This window comes from Sphingomonas sp., assembly GCF_036388435.1.
Classification (GTDB): Bacteria; Pseudomonadota; Alphaproteobacteria; order Sphingomonadales; family Sphingomonadaceae; genus Sphingomonas.
In genome coordinates, this window is sequence record NZ_DASVRV010000003.1 from 30,685 (window position 1) to 50,711 (window position 20,027).

Consider the following 20,027-nt stretch of genomic DNA (forward strand, 5'->3'; position numbering starts at 1 on the left):
GAGCCGATGATGAGACGGCGCTGGATCATCTTTCCGCGCGCCGCGGCGCTCGCGGTCGGCGTTCTGCTGCTGCTCGGGCTGCTCGTCGTCTCGCAGGCCGAGCGCAACTACCGCGAGCAGAAGAACGCGGAGATCGCCGTCCAGGCGCAGATATTGGCCGCCAACGTCACCGCGGCGCTCGATTTCGACGACCGCGCCGCCGGCCGCGAAGCGGTGCTGTCGCTTCGCGCCAATCCGCAGATACGAAGCGCGGTCGTGCGCGATCGGAACGGCGCCGTGTTCGCCGGATATGGTCAGGACGGCGCGGCGATCGCCTCCGCCCCGCCCGCGACCGGGAAATCCGGGCTGGTCGTGCAGATGGCCCCGGTGATGCGGCAGGCGGCGCAGATCGGGTCGGTTCGCCTGACCGCCGATGTCGAACCCTTCTCCCGCCGCCTCACCCGCTACGGGCTGATCGGGCTGCTCGCGACGATGGCGTCGCTGGCCGTCGCGGTTTTGGGCGTGACCCAGGGCGTCCTTCGCCGTGCCAACAAGGACCTGGCCGACAGCAATGCGGAGCTCAAGCGCCAGATCGAGGAGCGCGAGCGGGTCGAGGCACAGATGCGCCAGGTCCAGAAGATGGAGTCGATCGGGCAACTGACCGGCGGGATCGCGCACGACTTCAACAACATGCTGGCGATCGTCATCGGCAATCTGGAAATGGCCAGCCGCCGTTTCGACAATGCCCCCGAAAAGGCCAGGGCGGCGATCGGTCATGCGAACGAGGGCGCGACGCGCGCGGCCGCGCTGACGCGGCGCCTGCTCGCCTTTTCGCGCCAGCAGCCGCTCGAGCCGCGCATCGTCGATCTCAACAAACTGGTCGGCGGCATGTCCGACCTGCTCCGCCGTACGCTGGGGGAGCAAATCCGGATCGAGACGGTGCTGTCGGGCGGTTTGTGGCGGACCTTCGCCGATGTCAGTCAGGTCGAGAATGCGGTGCTCAACCTGTGCGTTAATGCGCGCGACGCGATGGAGGATGGCGGCAATCTGACGGTCGAGACGGCAAACGCCTATCTGGACGACGATTATTGCCGGGGAACCGACGGGGTCCGGCCGGGCCAATATGTCGCGATCGCGGTGTCGGACACGGGACCGGGGATGCCGCCCGAGGTGATCGAGCGCGCCTTTGATCCCTTTTTCACGACCAAGGATGTCGGCAAGGGCACGGGGCTGGGCCTCAGCCAGGTCTACGGCTTCATCCGTCAATCGGGCGGCCATGTGCGGATCTATTCGGAGATCGGCCAGGGCACGACCGTCAAGATCTACCTTCCCCGCCATGTGGGCGAGGACCAGGACGACGGCACGCCCGCCCCCGACGCCGCCACGCTCCCGCGTGCGCGCGGCGAGGAGACGATCCTGGTCGTCGAGGACGAGGCGGAGGTCCGTCGCATGTCGACCGATGCGCTCACCGAGCTGGGATATGGGGTGATCCAGGCCGCCAACGCCGCCGAGGCGCTGCAGGCTTTGTCCCGCCATCCGGAGATCGCGTTGCTGTTCACCGACGTCGTCATGCCCGACCTGAACGGGCGCCAACTGGCCGAGGTCGCGCGGCAGCAGCGTCCCGACCTGCCCGTCGTCTACACGACCGGCTATACCCGCAACGCCATCGTCCATAACGGCACGCTCGACCACGACGTAGCGCTCGTGCCCAAGCCGTTCACCATCGAGCAGCTCGCCCGCAAGATCCGCTCGGTGCTCGACGGCAAAGCGTGATCGAATGCTCTGACCCACAGGGGGTTCCGGTCGTCCGGCGGGATGCGCGGCTCCTGAACTTTCGGCCCTAAACTTTCAGCAAGGACTCGGCGCTAGAACGATGCGGTGAGCGCCCGCGCGTCCTTGCCGATGACCATGCCGACGGGCGGACGCCGGGGCCTGCCATGATGGTGGTGTTTCCCTGGGCGGTCGCGGTCGTCTGCCTGCTCGGCTGGGCGGCGAACGCGCTGGTCGTCAGGCGACGCATGGCGCAACTGGTCGGGGTCGCCGAGCGGACCACCGGCGGAGCCGTAGCGGGGTCGATGGCGCAGCGGCTGTCCAGGAGCGTGAAGGTCCTGGTCGATCGCAATTCCAGCTTCAGCCCGCGCCTGGCGCAGCTTCATTCGATCACGGGACTGCCGACGCGCGAGCCGCTCTTCGCGCGCATGGCGACGGACGGAGAAGGCCTGCTCGCCTTGCTCGCGTTCAAGGATTATGACCGGCTTTGCGGATTCGATCCACATCTGGGCGACCGTATGCTGGTCCGCCTCGTCGAGCGGGTCCAGGCGATGCTCTCCTCCGGGCGTTTCCTGGCGCATGTCGACCGGGCGCATCTGGCGATCTGGACGGCGGGGCCTCCCGTCGACGTAACCGGCGCCGAACTGGACGCACTTTTCTACGCGCTCGGCGATCGCCTGGTGGACGAGGGGTACGAAATCCTGCCCGAGATCGTGCTTCGCCGCATCGGCTTCGATGCGGGTGCGTCGACGCCGCCATCGGCGCTGACCCGCGCGCTGGCGTCGTTCGGCGCCGGCGAGCCCGATCTCGAGGCGGTCGACCCGCAGGCGGTCGCCCGTGACCGCTTCGCGCTCGAACAGGATCTGCGCCAGGCGGTAGCGCGTGGCGAACTGCTGCTCCACTTCCAGCCGCTGGTCGACGCATCGGAACATCGGGTCTGCGGCGCGGAGGCGCTGATCCGCTGGGAGCACCCGGCGCGCGGGCTGGTGCCGCCGTCGCGTTTCGTGCCGGTCATGGAAGAGGTCGGGCTGTCCGACGAGATCGGGCTGTGGACGCTCAACGCCGCGGTCCGCGAGACGCGCTTGTGGGCGAGCGCGGGGCTGGGTGCCCTGCGCGTCGCGGTGAACGTGTCGGGACACCAGCTCGAACGCCAGGATCTGGCGCTGCTGGTCGAGCGCACCCTGGCCCGTCACTCCGCGGGCGCCGACGCGCTGGAGATCGAACTGACCGAAAGCGTGGCGATGGGCGACGGCGCCAGCGCCGCGCGGCTGTTCGGCGCGCTGCACGAGCTGGGCGTGAAGATCGCGATCGACGATTTCGGCACGGGCTTCTCCAGCCTCAGCACGTTGCGCACCCTGTCGTTCGACAAGATCAAGATCGACCGCGAGTTCGTGACGGGCGTTCATGTCCGCCGCGACAGCCAGGCGATCTGCCAGAGCGTGCTCGCGCTCGGCCGGGGTCTGGGCATCCAGGTGCTGGCCGAAGGCGTCGAGCACCGCGCCGAATATGCCTGGCTGCGCCGCCACGGCTGCCATTTGTTTCAGGGCTTCTATTTCTCGCCGCCGCTTCCGCGCGGCGAGTTCACCGAGTTCCTCCGCGACGGGGAGCGGCTGGCCTGCCTGCTCGCCCTCGACCCGGACGATCCGGACCGGCGGTTCAACGAAAGGCGACAGGCGTGAACGACAGGACGAAACGGTGGCGGGCAGGCGGCTTTCTGGTCCTGGGATTGGGGCTGGCCGCGTGCGGCGGCAAGGGCGCTCCCCCGCCGCGCGCGATCGCGATTCCCGCGCCCTCCCCGGCGAGCGAGGTGGATGCGATCCTCGCGCTGCTCGACCAGGGCGACGGCGAGACGGCGCGCAAGCGGGTCGCGGCGGCGCTGAAGAGGGACCCGATGGATGCGTCGCTGCAGGTGCTGCGCGACTCGCTCGACCGCGATCCCGTCGACCTGCTCGGGCCGACCAACTATTCCTATACCGTGCGCCCCGGCGACACGATGACCGGGCTCGCCGAGCGGCTGCTGGGCAACAGGCTCAAATCCTATCAGCTCGCGCGGTATAACGGCGTCGAGAAGCCGGCGGAGCTCGCGCCCGGCCGGGTGCTGCGGATTCCCGGCAACGCGCCCGTCGCCCGGAAGGCGGACGCCGCCGAACCGCGCCGCGACGCGAAGCGGCGGCCCGACGCGCCGGCCAGGCCCGCGCTGGCGACCCCCAAGGCGCGGTCGACGCCCGGTCCGGCCGCGACCGTCGCGAAATCGCGCGCCGCCGATCCCGGTGGCGCCAGGGCCGCGCGCGCGGCGGGGCTGGCCGCGCTCAACCAGGGCCAGGTGAGCCGCGCGGTCGGGCTGCTCCGCCGCGCCGCGACGCTCGATCCCGCCAATCCGCTGGTCGGCCGCGATCTCGCCCGCGCGGAGCGGATCGCGTCCACCGTGCGTGCGCGGCGGTAAGGCGGTGGTTACGATCGCCGCCTATACCGTCCGACGATGACGATGCGGAGGATAGCCGGCGCATGACGATGATCGGCCGCTACGAGGTGCAGGGCCGCCTGGGCGAGGGCGCGATGGCCGACGTCTACCGCGCGCACGATCCCGGAATCGGGCGTGTGGTCGCGATCAAGGTGCTGAAACCCGAATATGCGCGCAATGCCGAGATCGGCCAGCGCTTCCTGCGCGAGGCGCGGGCGGCGGGGGCGCTCAACCATCCCAACATCGCCACTGTTCACGATGTCGGCGAGGCGGACGGCGTCGCCTATCTGGCGATGGAGCTGATCGAGGGGCGCCCGCTCGACACGGTCATCCAGGCGCAGGGGCGGCTACCCTATGAACGCGTGCTGCTGCTCGCCCGCCAGCTCGCCGACGCGCTCGCCTATGCCCACCGCGCGGGAGTGGTCCACCGCGACGTGAAACCGTCCAACATCCTGCTGTCGGAGGATGGTCGCACCGCCAAGCTGCTCGATTTCGGAGTCGCGCGGCTGGGCGGGGCCGGCGGTTGGGGCGATGCCGACGGCCTGGCCCGGACCCAGGTGGGCCAGTTGATCGGTACGCCGCGCTATATGAGTCCCGAACAGGCGCTGGGACTTCCGGTCGACGGGCGGGCGGACCTGTTCTCGCTGGGTGTCGTCCTGTACGAGATGGTGACGGGCAAGGTCGCCTTTCCGGGCACCAGCCTCGCCACGCTCGCGATCCAGATCGCGCAGGATCGGGTGGAGCCGATCGATCGGTCCGCGCTGGGCTGCCCGCCCGGCCTGCGGTTCATCATCGACAAGCTGCTCGCCAAAAAGCCCGACGCGCGCTTTGCCGACGGCGAGGCGCTGGTCGCGGCACTCGATCGCGAGATCGTCGCGGGCAAGGATGTCGAGCCCACCCGCCCCGGCCTCCCGCTCCGCCTGAAACTGCCGCTCGCGCTGATGGGCGTCACCGCGCTCGCGCTGTTCGGCAGCGTCTACTCGATCCAGGGGCGCGAACGCGTGGCGCTGGAACATATGGCGGTGCTGTCGGGGGAGACGATCGCCACCTTCGTCACCGGCAATGCCGCGGTGACGGCGGCCGACAATGCCAGTCTGCCTGCCGATCAGCAGGACTGGTCCGCGCTCCAGGCCTTCGCCGTCACCGCCGCCAGGGATCGCGGCGTCCGCGAGATCGTCGTCGCCGACGGGGCAGGCATCGTGCGCGCCTCGAACCGCCCCGCGCTGCTGGGTCGCCGCTATTCGCCGCCCGCGCGGGAGCGGCACGTGGAGGGCACGCAGGCGCCCGTCACGACCGCGCCCGACCGGGGCGAGGGCGCGGGGCTGCGTTTCGTGCGGCCGATCCGCTATGCCGGCGCGAATTTCGGCACGGTCGATCTGGTGCTCCGGCGCACGGCGCTCGATGCGGCACTCGCCAATTCGCGCGCGCTGCTTATCGCCCTGTCGGCCGCGGTGATGGGGGCGGTGATGCTGGTGGGTTATCTAAGCGGCGCCTTCGTCGCCCGCCCGCTCCGGCGGCTGCGCGAGGCGCTGGACGCGGCGCCGGAGGCGGGCTTCGCGCTGCGCATCTCGCACGGGCGGCGCGACGAGTTCGGCGCGGCGTTCGACGCCTTCAACCGCGCCGCCGCGGCTGTGGAGCCGCAGCTCGGTGGCGCCGGCGTCGAGGGGGAGGCGGCCGTGCTCGCCACCCGCATCGCGTCCGTCCCCAGATTGGCCGCCTGACCATGTACATGCTCCAGCTCTTCGACGCCGCCGACGCGATCCAGCCGCTCGACGCGCGCCTGATCCGCGACGGCGTGCTCAGGATCGGGCGCGATGCCGCCGCCGACTGGCCGATCGTCGACCCCGATTGCGCGCTGTCCCGCTCGCATCTGGAGATCAGCGCCGACGGGACGGGGCTTCGGCTCCGCTCGCTGGGCGCGAACGGGGTGTTCGACGACCTGTCCGGCGCGCGCTTCCCGGATGGCGAGGAAGTGGACGTGCCGTTGCCCGGCGCTTTCCGGCTCGGCCGCTTCCGCATCGTCGCCACCCATGCCCCGCATGGCGAGATCGACGTGACGGGTGGCCGCACCCTGATCCTGACCCCGCCTCTGGGGTCGTCGACCGAGGTGCCGAGCGACTGGACCGACGGCACGGGTCCCGTCGCCTTTGCGGAAGGATCGTTGCTGGAGGCCTTTTGCCAGGGCGCCGGCATCGACGCGTCGACGCTGTCGGGCGAGGACTCGGAGGAGGTCATGCGCCGGGCCGGCGCGGTGTATCGCCAGATGGTGCTCGGCGTCGGCGACCTGATGGCCGAGCGCGACCGGGCACGCGGGCGTTATCAGCTGACCCGCACCACCATCCGCAGCGCGAACAACAACCCGTTCAAATGGGCCCCCTCACAGCGGCTGGCGATCGACCTGCTGCTCGCGGGATCGTCGGGGTTCCTGTCGGGTCCGGCGGCGCTCCAGGCATCGTTCCGCGACCTGAAACGGCATCTGGTCGCGACCTTTGCCGGCCTGCAGGGCAGCCTGCGCTCGGCGGTCGACGCGTTCGATCCCGTCGGCATCGACGCGGCCATGGCCGACCGAAGCTCGCTGCTGAAGAGCCGCGCGGCGTTGCAGATGGCGGAGGTCGGCGAACGCCATGCCGACCTGAAGCGCCAGCTTGAACAGGGGATCGAGGGATCGCTCGATCGCGCCTTTGTCGGCGCCTATGACGTCACCGACGCGACGCTTCAGCGCGAAACCGGACGCGAGTGATCGCGCTGCTTCGACGGATGCGCCGCCGGGATGCAAGTCCCGGTCGCCCCGTGTCGGCGCGCACGGCCCCGGCCTCCGCGATCGCCGTCCGCTCGGTCCACCGGACGCATGTCGGGCGGGTGCGTCAGATCAACGAGGACCGGGTGCTCGACCGCCCCGACCGGATGCTGTGGGCGGTCGCCGACGGCATGGGTGGGCATAGCGCGGGCGACCGCGCCGCCACCGCCGCGATCGAAGCGCTTGACGCGCTGTCCGACCCTATCACTTCGTCCGCGATCCTGGGAGCGCTCGACGCGGCCAATCGTCGCATCGCCGCCCAGGCGGTACGCGGCGGCAGCGGCACCACGGTCGTCGTGGCCTGGCTCGACGGCCCACGTCTTCACCTGTTCTGGGTCGGCGACAGCCGCGCCTATCGCGTCCGGGCGGGAGCCAACATGCTGCTGACGCGCGATCACAGCCTGGTGCAGGAGATGGTCGATGCCGGTGTGCTGAGCCCGTCCGAAGCCGCGCGGCACCCCCAGGCCAACGTCATCACACGCGCGCTGGGCATCGCGCCCAGCGTCCAGATCGACACGGTCGTGGTCGACCTGGTCGCGGGCGACACCATCCTGCTTTGTACGGACGGCCTTTCGCGATCACTCGACGCGCGCGACTTCGCGCTGGGGCTGGAGTCGGACGAGCAGGCCGATCGCTTGCTCGGCAACGCGCTCCAGCGCGACGGCAGCGACAACAGCTCGCTGGTCCTGATCGCCGCCGGCGCCGCGGCCTGATCGGTCGGTGCGGCGGGCTGTCCCCGCCAAGTGCGAGCGTGTAGGCAGGTCTCGATATCAGGGAGGTCGGAATGGGCGTCGTCGCCGGGGTCATGCATGAACGCGCTTGGCTCACGGCCGCTATACTGGCGGTCGGGCTGGTCGCCGGCCCCGGAACGGCATCGGCGCAGTCGACCGAGCGCGGATCGCTGCACCGCTTCGACCCGTCGGGCCGTCCCGCCTGGACCAGCCCGGAAAACCCGACCGGCGCCAAGGGCGCGGGCGGGCGCGAGAACCGCGGCGGCAAGGGCCATGCCTTTGAAACGATCGCCGCCGGCGCGAGCCATGTCCTCGCCGACATCAGGGATGCGGGCATCATCGACCGGATGTGGATGACGATCGACGACCGTTCCCCCGAACGGCTGCGCGCCTTGGTCCTCGACATTTACTGGGATGGGGCCGCCACCCCCGCCGTGTCGGTCCCGCTCGGCGACTTCTTCCTCCACGGCGCGGGCGAGATGAGGCCGATGGAGACCGACCTGCTGTCGAGCGCCGAGGGCCGCTCCTTCATATCATACATCCCCATGCCGTTCCGGCGCGGCGCGCGGGTCGTGATGCGCAACGAGTCGGACAAGCAGCTCAACCTCCTGTTCTTCGACATCAACCACCGCCGGGTGGCGGTTCAGCCCGCCGACGCGATGTATTTCCACGCCTGGTGGACCCGCGACCGGGCGACCAGGATCGGCGATGCGCACGACGTGCTGCCGCGTCTGAGCGGGCGTGGGCGCTTCGTCGGCGCGAGTTTCACCGTGCTGACCAACCCCGTCTACGAGAAGAGCTGGTGGGGCGAGGGCGAGGTGAAGATCGCGCTCGACGGGGATGGCGATACCTCCTCGCTCATCGGCACGGGCGCGGAGGACTATATCGGGACGGCCTGGGGGCAGGGCGCCTTTATCAATCGCTATCAGGGCGCCCCCGTATCCGACGAAGCCGCAGGGCGCTGGACCTTCTACCGATTCCACGTCCCGGACCCGATCTTCTTCGACCGTGACGTGAAGGTCGAACTGCAACAGATCGGCGGCTGGCCCAAAGGGGAAGTGATGCGCCTGCAGCGTCAGGGGGCGCCGATGCTGCCGGTCACGATCGATCCGGGCTCGCGCGTCGACTTCCGGCGATTGCTCGACGGCGCGGCGCCGGTGCCGCTGACCACCCCCGGCCTGCCCGAGGGCTGGACCAACTTCTACCGAAGCGACGATGTGGCGTCCGTCGCCTATTTCTACCTCGACCGGCCGGAGAACGGCCTGCCGCGCATCGCGCCCGTCGCGCAACGGCTGGCCGGCCTCCGCAAACCCGCGCCTACCGGGGCGCCGACGGCGGTTCAGGCCTATACGCCGCCTGCACCTTGACCCTGCCGGCCGGTCGTCTCCTCCCTCGCGCGCCTTTTATGTGATATATAGGCTTTGTCTCGACGAGGGTGGCTGCTATCGTTGCCCCATGTTCGAGAATGACGGCCGGGATCACCGGCAGGGGAGCGATATGTCGGCGAAACTTCGGTGCGACGCGACGCGTCCGGGGCGTCACGCATGAGCGGCGAAACGCCGAGCGGCCTGCGTTCGCGGGCATGGTTCAACAACCCGCACAACACCGACATGACGGCGCTTTATCTCGAGCGCTATCTCAACTTCGGCTTGTCGCTGGAGGAGCTGCAGGGCGATCGCCCGATCATCGGCATCGCCCAGTCGGGCAGCGATCTGGTGCCGTGCAACCGCCATCACCTGGTCCTGTCCGAACGCGTCAAGGCGGGCATCATCGAAGCGGGCGGGGTCCCGATCGAGTTTCCGACGCATCCCCTTCAGGAAACGGGCAAGCGTCCCACCGCCGGCCTCGACCGCAATCTCGCCTATCTGGGGCTGGTCGAAGTGCTGTTCGGCTATCCGCTCGACGGGGTGGTGCTGACGATCGGCTGCGACAAGACGACCCCCTCGGCGCTGATGGCGGCCGCGACGGTCAATATCCCGGCGATCGCGCTGTCGGTCGGGCCGATGCTCAACGGCTGGCACAAGGGCGAGCGTACCGGGTCGGGCACCATCGTCTGGAAGGCGCGCGAGCTGCTCGCGGCGGGCGAGATCGATTACAAGGGCTTCATCGACCTGGTCGCGACCTCGTCGCCGTCCACCGGCTATTGCAACACCATGGGCACCGCGACGACGATGAACTCGCTTGCCGAGGCGCTGGGCATGTCGCTGCCCGGTTCGGCGGCCATCCCCGCGCCGTACCGCGACCGTCAACAGAATGCTTGGGAGACGGGACGCCGCATCGTCGAGATGGTGCGCGCCGACCGCAAGCCCTCCGACATCCTGACGCGCGAGGCGTTCCTGAACGCGGTGCGCGTCAACTCCGCGATCGGCGGATCGACCAACGCGCCCATCCACCTGAACGCCATGGCGCGGCACGTCGGCGTCGAACTGACGCTGGAGGATTGGGAAGGGCACGGCGCCGACGTGCCGCTGCTCGTCAATCTGCAGCCCGCGGGCAAGTATCTGGGCGAGGATTACTACCGCGCGGGCGGCGTTCCCGCCGTGATGGGCGCGCTGATCGACCAGGGGCTGATCTTCGGCGACGCGCTGACCGCCAACGGGCTGACCGTCGCCGAGAACTACACGGGCAAGCACAGCCTGGACGAGGACGTGATCCTGCCCTTCGACCGGCCGCTCAAGACGGGGGCGGGGCTCACCGTGCTGCGCGGCAATCTGTTCGACGCGGCGGTGATGAAGCTGAGCGTCGTCTCCCCCGAATTCCGCGCGCGTTATCTGTCCGATCCGGCCAGCCCCGACGCGTTCGAGGGCAAGGTCGTCGTGTTCGACGGCCCGGAGGACTATCATCACCGCATCGACAGCCCGGAACTGGGCATCGACGAGCGCACCATCCTGGTGATCCGCGGGGCCGGGCCGATCGGCTATCCGGGCGGCGCGGAGGTGGTCAACATGCGCCCGCCCGCCGCGCTGATCCAGGCGGGCGTCCATGCGCTGCCCTGCATCGGCGACGGACGCCAGTCGGGGACCAGCGGGTCGCCCTCCATCCTCAACGCCTCGCCCGAGGCGGCGGTCGATGGCGGCCTGGCGCTGCTGGTGACGGGCGACCGGGTGCGGATCGACCTGAATACGCGCCGGGTCGACCTGCTCGTCGACGATGCCGAGATCGCGCGTCGCCGCGCCGCGCTCAGCGAGGCGGGAGGCTACCGGTCGCCCGCGTCGCAGACGCCGTGGCAGGAGATCCAGCGATCGCTGGTCGGCCAGTTCGAGACGGGCGCCGTGCTCGAGAACGCGGTCAAATATCAGCGCATCGCCCAGACCAAGGGGCTACCGCGCGACAGTCATTGATGCGGCACGGGCGGATCACGCCCGGCCGAACGATTTGGGAGAGAATGGAATGGCGCGCAGGTTCCTGGGACTGCTGATGGGAGTGGGGGCGATGATCGCGACTCCGGTGATGGCGGCGACCGCCAAGAAGGGGAGCTTCGGCCGGCTGCCCGACGGGCGCGACGTGGCGTCGGTGACCCTGTCCAACGGTCGCGGCATGTCGGCGACGCTGATCGCGTACGGCGCGGCGATCCAGTCGGTCATGCTCCCCGACCGGAGCGGCAAGACCGCCGATATCGCGATCGGCCACCGGACGATCGGCGAATATGTCGCCAAGCCGCAATTCTTCGGCTCGACGGTCGGCCGCTTCGCCAACCGCCTCGCCAAGGGGCGGTTCACGCTCGACGGGCGCAGCTACCAGACGCCGATCAACAATGGCGAGAACGCGCTCCACGGCGGCACTCAGGGTTTCGACAAGGTGTTGTGGGAGGTCCGCGAGGTGAAGTCGGGGCCGACCGCTTCGGTCACGATGCGCTATGTCAGCCCGGACGGCGACCAGGGCTATCCCGGCCAGATGACGGTGGACGCGACCTACAGCCTGGACGAGCGGAACCAGCTCACCATCGAATATCGCGCGACCACGACCAAGCCGACCATCGCCAACATCACCAACCACGCTTATTGGAACCTGGCCGGCGAAGGCGCCGAGGCGGGCGCCATGGGGCATGTCGTGACTATTCCCGCCGACACCTTCCTCCCCACCGATGTGGGCGCGATCCCGACGGGCGAGCGCCGGTCGGTCGCGGGCACGGTGTTCGATTTCCGCCGGCCCACCGCGATCGGCGCGCGCGTGCGCGACGCGTCCGACCGGCAGATCGAATTCGGCCGCGGATACGACCATAATTGGATCATCGGCCGCGAGGTGACCCCCGGCCTGCACCTGATGGCCCGCGTCGCCGATCCCGTCTCGGGCCGCGCCTATGAGCTGCATTCCAATCAGCCCGGGCTGCAATTCTATTCGGGCAATTTCTTCGACGCGACGAGCATCGGCAAGAACGGGCGCATCCACCGCATGGGCGACGCGATCGTGATGGAGCCGCAGCTCTTTCCCGACACGCCCAACCAGAAGGGCTTCCCCTCCGCGCGGCTGGATCCGGGCCAGACCTATCGCAACATCATGGTCTATCGTTTCTCGACCGGCGGCTGAGCCGACCCGACCTTCAGGAGCCCGAGCGCATGACGTTCAAGCTGTCCATCCTTTTCGCCGCCTCCGCGCTGACGATCGTCGCCGCGCCGGCGCAGGCGCGCGAGCAATGGTCCAAGGCGTCCGCCAATGGCTGGTACGAGCGCCAGCCCTGGCTTGTCGGTGCCAACTACAACCCCGCCACCGCGATCAACCAGTTCGAGATGTGGCAGGCGGACAGCTTCGATCCGGTGACCATCGACCGCGAGCTGGCGCTGGCGCGGTCGATCGGCATGAACACCATGCGCGTCTACCTCCACAACATGCTGTGGGAGAATGACGCCGAAGGCCTCAAGCGTCGGATGGATCAGTTCCTGACGATCGCGGCAAAACACAATATCCGCCCGATGTTCGTGCTGTTCGACAGCTGCTGGGACCCGAACCCGGTCGCCGGCCCTCAGCGCCCGCCCATCCCAGGCGTCCATAATTCGGGCTGGGTGCAGGCGCCCGGTGCCGCACGCCTCGCCGATCGCAGCGGATACGCCAAGCTGGAGGCGTATGTGAAGGACGTGGTCGGCCATTTCCGCAACGACCGGCGGATCATCGCCTGGGACGTGTGGAACGAGCCCAACAACGAGGGCGGCGGCAACTACAAGCCGACCCCCGACAAGAAGCGTCTGGTCGCGGCGCTGCTCGGCCGCATGTTCGACGCGGCGCAGGGCGTCGACCCGATCCAGCCTCTGACCAGCGGCCTATGGATCGGCGAGACCTGGGACAAGCAGGCCAGCCTCGACGCCGTGGAGCGCATTCAGGTCGCGCGCTCCGACGTGATGTCGTTCCACGATTACAACTGGCCCGAACAGTTCGAGCGCCGCGCGCTCCAGATGCTCAGCTATGGCCGGCCCGTCCTGTGCACCGAATATATGGCGCGCGGCAACGGATCGACCTTCGACGGATCGCTCCCGATCGGCAAGCGGCTGAACATCGCGATGATCAACTGGGGGTTCGTCGACGGTAAGTCGCAGACCCGGATGCCCTGGGACAGCTGGGAAAAGCCCTATACCCTCAAGGAGCCGACCATCTGGTTCCACGAGGTCTTCCGCGCCGACGGAACCCCCTACCGCACCGCCGAAACCGACCTCATCCGCCGCCTGAGCGCCGCCCCCAAGGGGGTCGTGCCCCCGGCGCCGACGCTGGCCGTGGCGGCGCGGCGGTGAGCCGGAGCGGCGCTTAGGCGGTGCGGCGCGGCGTTCGGTCGCCGCGCTACCGTTGACGCCCATCTCCTGAATGCCGGCGATCCAGGCGGCCCTGGAAAGTGCGGACTCCGGGCGCCGTATACCGGCGAGCATTGTCCGCGGCACGTCCACCTGCTCGCCTGGGAGCCCTTGATGCTCATCAAAGCCGCACATCGCCGCGCGCTTGCCGGTTTCGCCGCTCTGGCGCTGTCGAGCCTTGCAGTATGGCCCGTCCGTGCCGCCGCGCAGCAGATGCCGCCGACGCTGGCCTCCACGACCTATGAACGGCTCGATCCGATCTTTGCGGAGTTCCAGCGCGAGAACCACATTCCCGGCCTCGTATACGGGATCGTGGCCGACGGGCGGCTGGTGCATGTGCGCGCGTTCGGCGTCCAGGATGTAAAGGCGCGGCGGCCGGTCACGCCCGACAGCCTGTTCCGCATCGCCTCGATGACCAAGGCGTTCACCGCGCTCGCGATATTGTCGCTGCGCGATCGGGGCCGGCTCTCGCTCGACATGCCGGTCGACGCCTATGTCCCCGAGCTGAAGGACTGGCGCTATCCGACGAGCGATTCGCCGCGGATCCGCGTACGCGATCTCCTCAACCACAGTGCCGGTTTCGTCACCGACGACCCCTGGGGTGACCGGCAGACCCCGATGCCCGAGGCCGCGTTCACGACGCTGCTCCGCACCGGCGTGCCGTTCACGCGCGCGCCGGGGCTGCAGATGGAATATAGCAATTTCGGCTATGCGCTGCTCGGCCGCGTCGTCGCCAATGTTTCCGGTCAGCCCTATCGCACCTATGTCGAGCGCACGCTGCTCCGGCCCCTGGATATGCGGTCGAGCGGGTTCGAAGTGACCGAATGGCCGATCGAGCGGCGCGCGATCGGTTATCGTTGGGAGAACGACGCCTGGACGGAAGAGCCGACCATGCGCCACGGCGCGTTCGGGGCGATGGGCGGGCTCCAGGTCAGCGCGAACGATTATGCCCGCTATGTCGCCTGGCTACTCTCCGCCTGGCCGTCGCGCGACGGGGCGGACGTCGGCCCCGTCAAGCGGGCGACCGTGCGCGAGCTGACTCAGGGCTCGAACTTCGCCGGACGGCAAGAACGCATCCTCGACGGGCGGCCGTGCCCGCAAGCCGTGGCCTATGGGATGGGCATGCGCGTGTTCACCGACTGCGAACTGGGCACCGCGCTCAATCACGGTGGGGGCTATCCGGGCTATGGGTCGGGCGTGCTGCTGCTGCCCGACCATGGCGTGGGTCTGTTCGTGTTCAGCAACCGCACCTATGCTGGTGGTAGCGACGCGCTGTGGCGCGCGGCGTCGATGCTGAACGAGGCGGGGCTGCTTCACGAGCGGGCGCTGCCGGTGAGCGCCGCGTTGAACGAGGCCTATGCCGCCGCCCGCGCCATATACCGGGACGGCGACGCGCTGGCGTTCCGGGAAAAGCTCGCGGGCAACTTCCTCCTGGACCGCTCGGCCGCGAACTGGCGCCGCGAGCTCGCGGCGATCAAGGGCCGGGTCGGCGCGTGCGAGCGTGACAGGCCGATCTACGCCCGCGGGGCGCTGTCGGCGAATTTCCGCTGGCTATGCGACCGCGGCATGGTCGACGGCTATCTCCTGCTCGCGCCGACCACGCCGATCACGATCCAGCAGCTTCGACTGACGGTCGCACCGCCACCGCCGAGCTGATCCGACGATCCAGCCCGGTCGTCGAGCCTGCTCGGCTAGCCTATCGCCTCCGCGCGTTCCATCAGGACCAGCACGTCGCCGATGATCTTGCGCATCGCCCGGCGCGCGGCGTCGGGGTCGCGGGCGGCGATGGCGTCGAGGACCGCCTTGTGGTCGGCGATGCTCGCGGAATGGCCGATCAGCCGGTTGGTGAAGCGGATCGAGGTGCGCAGCGCCGTCGTCACCACGTCGCGGAACTGGACATAGAAGGGGTTGCGCGACGCGCGCAGGATGGCGACGTGGAAGTCGATATCGGCCTCCAATATGTCGTCCTGCCCCTGGTCGGCGGCGGTCATCCGCTCCAGCCCGCCCCCGATATCGGCGAGATCGCCCGCATCGGCATGGCGCGCGGCGAGCGCCGCGGCCTCGGGTTCGATGGCGATGCGCAATTCGTTGAAATGCTGGAGCAACTCGAGCGAGAATTTCCGCTCCAGCAGCCAGCGCAGCACATCGGTGTCGAACAGGTTCCACGAGGTCCGCGCCTGAACGACGGTGCCCTGGCGCGGTCGCGCGCTGAGCAGGCCCTTGGCGGTCAACATCTTAACCGCCTCGCGCGTGACGGAGCGGCTGACGCCGTGCTGCCGCGACAGCTCGCCCTCGGTCAGGAAACCCCGCCCGTCGAAGCGGCCATGGACGATCGCGCGGCCCAGGCTGTCGAGCAGCCCGTAAGTCAGGTTGCGCCCGAGCTGGGTGCGCACCCCGTCGGGATCGGCCCGATATTCTTCCTCGCCCATGGTCCTCCGATTAGATGGTCAAGCGTCGGGGCGCGTGGAAGGCGTGTACCACGCGCCGTCGGTCCGGCAAGCCGCCTGGCGCGCGGGCGGTTGCGCGGCGTCGATCGGTCGGGCTAGCGCGAGCCCCGGAGGACCCGTCCATGATCGCGCGCACCCTGCTTCTCCTGTCCGCCCTGCCGTTGCTCGCCGCCCGGCCGCAGGTCGAGCCCGAACCGCGCAATCCGGTGATCGTCGGCGCCGACCCGCATCTGGCGGTCGTGTGCGACCGGTACTGGCTGTACCCGACCAACGCGACCGATCCGGCCGACGGGTTCCAGGCGATACGCTTTTATGGCTATTCCTCCCCCGACCTGCGCCGTTGGACGCGCTCGGCGCCGCTCCTCGACATGGCCGCGATCGACTGGATCGACGATGACGGCGCGGACAAGCATTATCTCTGGGCGCCTGCGCTCGCCCGGGCGAACGGGCGCTTCTACCTTTATTATTCGGTCGGACCGCAGAATCCGACGCCCAGCCGTATCGGCGTGGCGGTGTCCGACCGCCCCGGCGGCCCGTTTCGCGACACCGGACGGCCGCTTCTGACGGGCGGGCAGGGGTTCGAGGCGATCGATCCGATGGTGTTCGTCGACCCGGCTACGGCCAAGCCCTATCTCTACGCCGGCGGCAGCGCGGGCGCGACGCTGCGCGTGTTCGAACTGAAGCCGACCATGACGGAGATCGCGCGCGAGATACGCGTGGCGACGCCCCCGCTGTTCACCGAGGGGCCGTTCGTGCACCGGCGCGACGGCATCTATTACCTGTCCTACAGCCATGGTCGGTGGGACGGGCCGAGCTATTCGGTGCATTACGCGACCGGTCGCTCGCCCGAGGGGCCCTGGACCTATCGCGGGCGCATCCTGAGCAGCGACGGCAGCCGCAAGGGTCCCGGCCACCATTCGATCGCGCGCAATCCGACCACGGGCGAATGGTTCATCGCCTATCATCGCTGGGACCGGACCGACGCGACGCGACCGTTCAGGGGCGTGCGCGTGACGGCGATCCAGCCGCTGGTCCATGACCGGCATGGTCGGCTTCGTACCATTCGCATGACGAACGCAGCCCCGCCCGCCGCACCGATCGACGCGCCGTCCTGCTGACGCGCGGAGCGTTGCGGGAAGGTTACACTTCCCGCAATTGTGCGATAAATAATTCGTCTTCGCTTGCCGCCGCCGTCCGAGCGGCCCTACACCGCCCGCCATTATGGCGAGCGGGGGTTCGACCCCGTCGCCGATCAGCAGGGGGGATGACATGAACGCCAAGACGCAGCTCCGCGCCACTACCTCGGTCGTGGCCTTGCTCCTGAGCGCCACGCCGGCCTTTGCACAGACTACCACGGCCCCGACGGACACCCAGGCAGCGGGTGCGGTCGACGGCGATATACCGGTTGCGGACCCGGCCGTAACGGCGGAGACGCCGGCGGCCCAGGCCGGTACCCCGGTCGCGGCCGGTGAGGAAGAGGCCGTCACCGGCGACGATATCGTCGTCACCGGCCTGCGCCGCAGCCTTGAATCGGCGCAGAACATCAAGCGTAATTCCGAGCAGTTCGTGGACGCGATCGTCGCCCAGGATATCGGCAAGTTGCCCGACATCACGGCGTCCGCGGCGCTGGCGCGCGTGACCGGCGTTCAGGTCAACCGCGCGGCCGGCGAAGCGGCCCAGGTCCAGATTCGCGGCCTGCCCGACATTTCGACCACCTATAACGGTCGCGAGATTTTCACCGCCGAGACCCGCAATGTCGCGATCCAGGATTTCCCCGCCGGCGCGGTCGGCGCGCTGGAGGTGTTCAAGTCCAGCACCGCCAATCTGATCGAGAGCGGCATCGGCGGCCAGGTCAATGTCCGCTCGCGGCGCCCGTTCGACTTCACGGGCTTTCACCTGTCCGGTTCGGCCAACGGCGTGCATTTCGAGCAGAGCCAGGACGTGACCTGGAACGGTAACCTGCTCATCAGCAATCGCTGGGACACGGGCATCGGCGAGATCGGCATCCTCGTGAACGCCGCCATGACCAACATCCAGTATCTCGACGCGACCCGCGAGAATGATCGCTTCATCACGCCCGACCCCAACGTAACGCCTGGTGCGGGTGATTTCGTACGCCCGAACGGGCAGGGTGTCTTCTACAGCCGCGGCGATCGCTGGCGTCCTTCGGTCAACGGCGCCATCCAGTGGCGCCCGACTCCGGATCTCGAATTCTATGCCGAAGGGCTGTTTCAGGGTTATCGGGGAAAAGACAGCAATCATTGGCTGTTCGTGCCGACATTCGGGGCCAGCCAGTTCAGCAACGTCGTGCTGCGTGATGGCAGCAATTCGGTCGAGAGCTTCACGGTCGCCAACGCTGCGAATCCCGACGGTTATGACGAGTTCCGCGACTCCAAGACCGATACCTATCAGGCCGCGGCCGGGTTCAACTACACGGGCGGTTCTCTGAAGGTCAGTGGCGACGTTGCCTATACCGACAGCACCTTTACCGAGAACCAGGCCAATATCGACTATGCGTTCAGGAGCTCGCCGGTTCGCAACGTCAATTTTGATGTGCAGCAGGGACGTGGCGGCGGCACGTTCGACTTCCTGAACTTCAACGCGGCGGATCCCGCTAATTATCTGTGGCGCGGCCTGTTCGATCGCTCGTTCCGGGCGTCGGGCGACGACATCCAGGGGCGGATCGACGCGCAGTACGAGACGGGCTTTGAATTCCTGTCGCGCATCGACCTGGGCGTGCGATACAATGATCGCAATGCGACGCGGAGCAATGGCGGGCGTTATATCCCGACCCTCGATCGCGGTATCGGCATCGCCGAGCTGCCCGTGGATATCAGGCAATATCCGCGCGGTTTCCGTTTCGACGACCTCCAGGCCGAAACCCAGTTTCCCGCGCCGACATTCGGCAGCGTGTTCCGCAACATCAACACGCTACGCACGCTCACCGGCTTTCCGACCGGGCCGACGCCGTTCAACCCGGACGAGACGTTCACGGCGAACGAGAAGGCCTATGCCGGCTACGCGCAGGTCCGGTACGGCTTCGACATCGGCATCCCCGTCGACGGCACGATCGGTCTCCGCGCGGTCCATACCGAGACCACGCTGAACGGAACCTCGCGACAGAATCCGGGTACCGGAGGGGAAGTCACGTCGCCGATCGTCCGCACGAACAAATATTGGGATTACCTGCCGAATGCGAGCATCCGCTTCGCGCTCACCGATCAGCTTCAGCTTCGCCTCGCTTATACCGAGACTCGCACCCGGCCCAATTTCGACCAGTTGAACCCCGGTGGTTTCCTGGGAACGCCGCCCGCCATCTGCAGCACCAACGTCGATGCGCAGAACTGCTTTGTGGATTATGGTGGGGGCAACGCCGATCTCCAGCCGCTGGAGTCCACGAACTACGACGTTTCGCTCGAATATTATTTCTCGCGGACGGGCCTCTTAGCCCTGTCGGGTTTCCGCCGTGACACGAGCAACTTCATCTTCCGCGACACGACGACCCTGGTCATCCCCAACGCGCCCGACGTCAGGGGCAATTTGCCCGTCAATGGCGGCGAAGGCCGCATTCAGGGTATCGAGGCCCAGTTCACCTCGTTCCTGGACGTCGACTTCGTGCCCGAATGGGCGCGGGGCTTCGGGCTGCAGGCGAATTACACCTATATCGACGGCGGCACGGAGCTTTCGCCCACCCAGGCCCTGCAATTGCCCGGGCAGCAGCTGGTGCCGTTCGTGTCCAAGCACGCCTATAACTTGGTCGGCATCTATGAGCGCGGCCCGATTTCGGCGCGGCTCGCCTATAACTGGCGGTCCGACTTCGTGGTCGAGTATCAGAACCTCCAGGCGAATTTCCTGGCGCCGCTCTTTCAGGACTCGATCGGTACGTTGGACCTTTCGCTGTCGGTGAATCCCACCGATAACATCACGGTGGCGTTCGACATGCTCAACATCCTGGCCGAGCCGGTCGAGACCTACCGTGTCTATAACAGCGCCGGTGACACCTATCGTTTCCAGACCAGATATATCGAGCGCGTCTACTCGCTGGGCGTGCGCTTCCGGTTCTGA

14 protein-coding genes are annotated in these 20,027 nt (G+C 68.3%); 13 read left to right on the forward strand and 1 reads right to left on the reverse strand.

What is annotated here, in order from left to right:
• Nucleotides 1-9: 9 nt before the first annotated feature.
• The 11 genes from VF592_RS00920 (at nucleotide 10) to VF592_RS00970 (ending at nucleotide 15,171) form a co-directional block, all read left to right on the forward strand.
• Nucleotides 10-1,752 carry an ATP-binding protein gene (locus VF592_RS00920; protein ID WP_331003715.1) on the forward strand — a complete coding sequence of 581 codons (1,743 nt, stop codon included), beginning with the start codon at nucleotides 10-12 and terminating at the stop codon, nucleotides 1,750-1,752.
• Nucleotides 1,753-1,916: 164 nt separating this feature from the next.
• Nucleotides 1,917-3,428: an EAL domain-containing protein gene (locus tag VF592_RS00925; protein ID WP_331003716.1), complete on the forward strand. Its 1,512-nt coding sequence runs from the start codon at nucleotides 1,917-1,919 to the stop codon at nucleotides 3,426-3,428.
• The gene (locus VF592_RS00930) at nucleotides 3,425-4,192 is read left to right on the forward strand and encodes a LysM domain-containing protein (RefSeq protein WP_331003717.1); all 768 of its coding nucleotides are present in this window, start codon (nucleotides 3,425-3,427) and stop codon (nucleotides 4,190-4,192) included. The genes VF592_RS00925 and VF592_RS00930 overlap by 4 nt, the downstream gene beginning before the upstream one ends.
• A 62-nt stretch (nucleotides 4,193-4,254) precedes the next feature.
• Nucleotides 4,255-5,931, forward strand: a complete 1,677-nt coding sequence (locus VF592_RS00935) for a serine/threonine-protein kinase (RefSeq protein ID WP_331003718.1) — start codon at nucleotides 4,255-4,257, stop codon at nucleotides 5,929-5,931.
• A gap of 8 nt (nucleotides 5,932-5,939) precedes the next feature.
• Entirely contained in the window at nucleotides 5,940-6,950 is a 1,011-nt protein-coding gene (locus tag VF592_RS00940) for a type VI secretion system-associated FHA domain protein (RefSeq protein WP_331003719.1), read from the forward strand.
• Nucleotides 6,947-7,720, forward strand: a complete 774-nt coding sequence (locus tag VF592_RS00945) for a PP2C family protein-serine/threonine phosphatase (RefSeq protein ID WP_331003720.1) — start codon at nucleotides 6,947-6,949, stop codon at nucleotides 7,718-7,720. The genes VF592_RS00940 and VF592_RS00945 overlap by 4 nt, the downstream gene beginning before the upstream one ends.
• A gap of 71 nt (nucleotides 7,721-7,791) precedes the next feature.
• Nucleotides 7,792-9,105 (forward strand): glycoside hydrolase family 172 protein, encoded by a 1,314-nt coding sequence (locus VF592_RS00950; protein WP_331003721.1) that lies wholly within the window; start codon nucleotides 7,792-7,794, stop codon nucleotides 9,103-9,105.
• A 177-nt stretch (nucleotides 9,106-9,282) separates the two neighbouring features.
• Entirely contained in the window at nucleotides 9,283-11,079 is a 1,797-nt protein-coding gene (locus tag VF592_RS00955; protein ID WP_331003722.1) for an IlvD/Edd family dehydratase, read from the forward strand.
• 49 nt (nucleotides 11,080-11,128) lie between these two features.
• Nucleotides 11,129-12,265: an aldose epimerase family protein gene (locus VF592_RS00960; RefSeq protein ID WP_331003723.1), complete on the forward strand. Its 1,137-nt coding sequence runs from the start codon at nucleotides 11,129-11,131 to the stop codon at nucleotides 12,263-12,265.
• A 29-nt stretch (nucleotides 12,266-12,294) separates the two neighbouring features.
• On the forward strand, nucleotides 12,295-13,458 hold the full coding sequence (locus VF592_RS00965) for an endo-1,4-beta-xylanase (RefSeq protein WP_331003724.1): 1,164 nt from the start codon (nucleotides 12,295-12,297) through the stop codon (nucleotides 13,456-13,458).
• Nucleotides 13,459-13,629: 171 nt separating this feature from the next.
• On the forward strand, nucleotides 13,630-15,171 hold the full coding sequence (locus VF592_RS00970; protein ID WP_331003725.1) for a serine hydrolase domain-containing protein: 1,542 nt from the start codon (nucleotides 13,630-13,632) through the stop codon (nucleotides 15,169-15,171).
• A 35-nt stretch (nucleotides 15,172-15,206) separates the two neighbouring features.
• Here VF592_RS00970 and VF592_RS00975 read toward each other — a convergent pair whose 3' ends face one another.
• Nucleotides 15,207-15,944, reverse strand: coding sequence for a FadR/GntR family transcriptional regulator (locus VF592_RS00975; RefSeq protein WP_331003726.1), 738 nt, complete (start codon nucleotides 15,942-15,944; stop codon nucleotides 15,207-15,209).
• A 140-nt stretch (nucleotides 15,945-16,084) separates the two neighbouring features.
• On the opposite strand from VF592_RS00975, the gene VF592_RS00980 reads away from it, so the two are divergent.
• Together VF592_RS00980 and VF592_RS00985 are read left to right on the forward strand one after the other, a co-directional pair.
• Nucleotides 16,085-17,080: a family 43 glycosylhydrolase gene (locus VF592_RS00980; protein WP_331003727.1), complete on the forward strand. Its 996-nt coding sequence runs from the start codon at nucleotides 16,085-16,087 to the stop codon at nucleotides 17,078-17,080.
• 151 nt (nucleotides 17,081-17,231) lie between these two features.
• Nucleotides 17,232-20,027 (forward strand): TonB-dependent receptor, encoded by a 2,796-nt coding sequence (locus tag VF592_RS00985; RefSeq protein WP_331003728.1) that lies wholly within the window; start codon nucleotides 17,232-17,234, stop codon nucleotides 20,025-20,027.

What these genes read in the sequence shown, in the direction of transcription:
- VF592_RS00955 (WP_331003722.1), top strand. Translation starts at nt 9,283, where the DNA reads ATGAGCGGCGAAACGCCGAGCGGCCTGCGTTCGCGGGCATGGTTCAAC.
- VF592_RS00975 (WP_331003726.1), bottom strand. Translation starts at nt 15,944, where the DNA reads ATGGGCGAGGAAGAATATCGGGCCGATCCCGACGGGGTGCGCACCCAG.
- VF592_RS00935 (WP_331003718.1), top strand. Translation starts at nt 4,255, where the DNA reads ATGACGATGATCGGCCGCTACGAGGTGCAGGGCCGCCTGGGCGAGGGC.
- VF592_RS00925 (WP_331003716.1), top strand. Translation starts at nt 1,917, where the DNA reads ATGATGGTGGTGTTTCCCTGGGCGGTCGCGGTCGTCTGCCTGCTCGGC.
- VF592_RS00985 (WP_331003728.1), top strand. Translation starts at nt 17,232, where the DNA reads ATGAACGCCAAGACGCAGCTCCGCGCCACTACCTCGGTCGTGGCCTTG.
- VF592_RS00940 (WP_331003719.1), top strand. Translation starts at nt 5,940, where the DNA reads ATGCTCCAGCTCTTCGACGCCGCCGACGCGATCCAGCCGCTCGACGCG.
- VF592_RS00960 (WP_331003723.1), top strand. Translation starts at nt 11,129, where the DNA reads ATGGCGCGCAGGTTCCTGGGACTGCTGATGGGAGTGGGGGCGATGATC.
- VF592_RS00965 (WP_331003724.1), top strand. Translation starts at nt 12,295, where the DNA reads ATGACGTTCAAGCTGTCCATCCTTTTCGCCGCCTCCGCGCTGACGATC.
- VF592_RS00920 (WP_331003715.1), top strand. Translation starts at nt 10, where the DNA reads ATGAGACGGCGCTGGATCATCTTTCCGCGCGCCGCGGCGCTCGCGGTC.
- VF592_RS00980 (WP_331003727.1), top strand. Translation starts at nt 16,085, where the DNA reads ATGATCGCGCGCACCCTGCTTCTCCTGTCCGCCCTGCCGTTGCTCGCC.
- VF592_RS00970 (WP_331003725.1), top strand. Translation starts at nt 13,630, where the DNA reads ATGCTCATCAAAGCCGCACATCGCCGCGCGCTTGCCGGTTTCGCCGCT.
- VF592_RS00950 (WP_331003721.1), top strand. Translation starts at nt 7,792, where the DNA reads ATGGGCGTCGTCGCCGGGGTCATGCATGAACGCGCTTGGCTCACGGCC.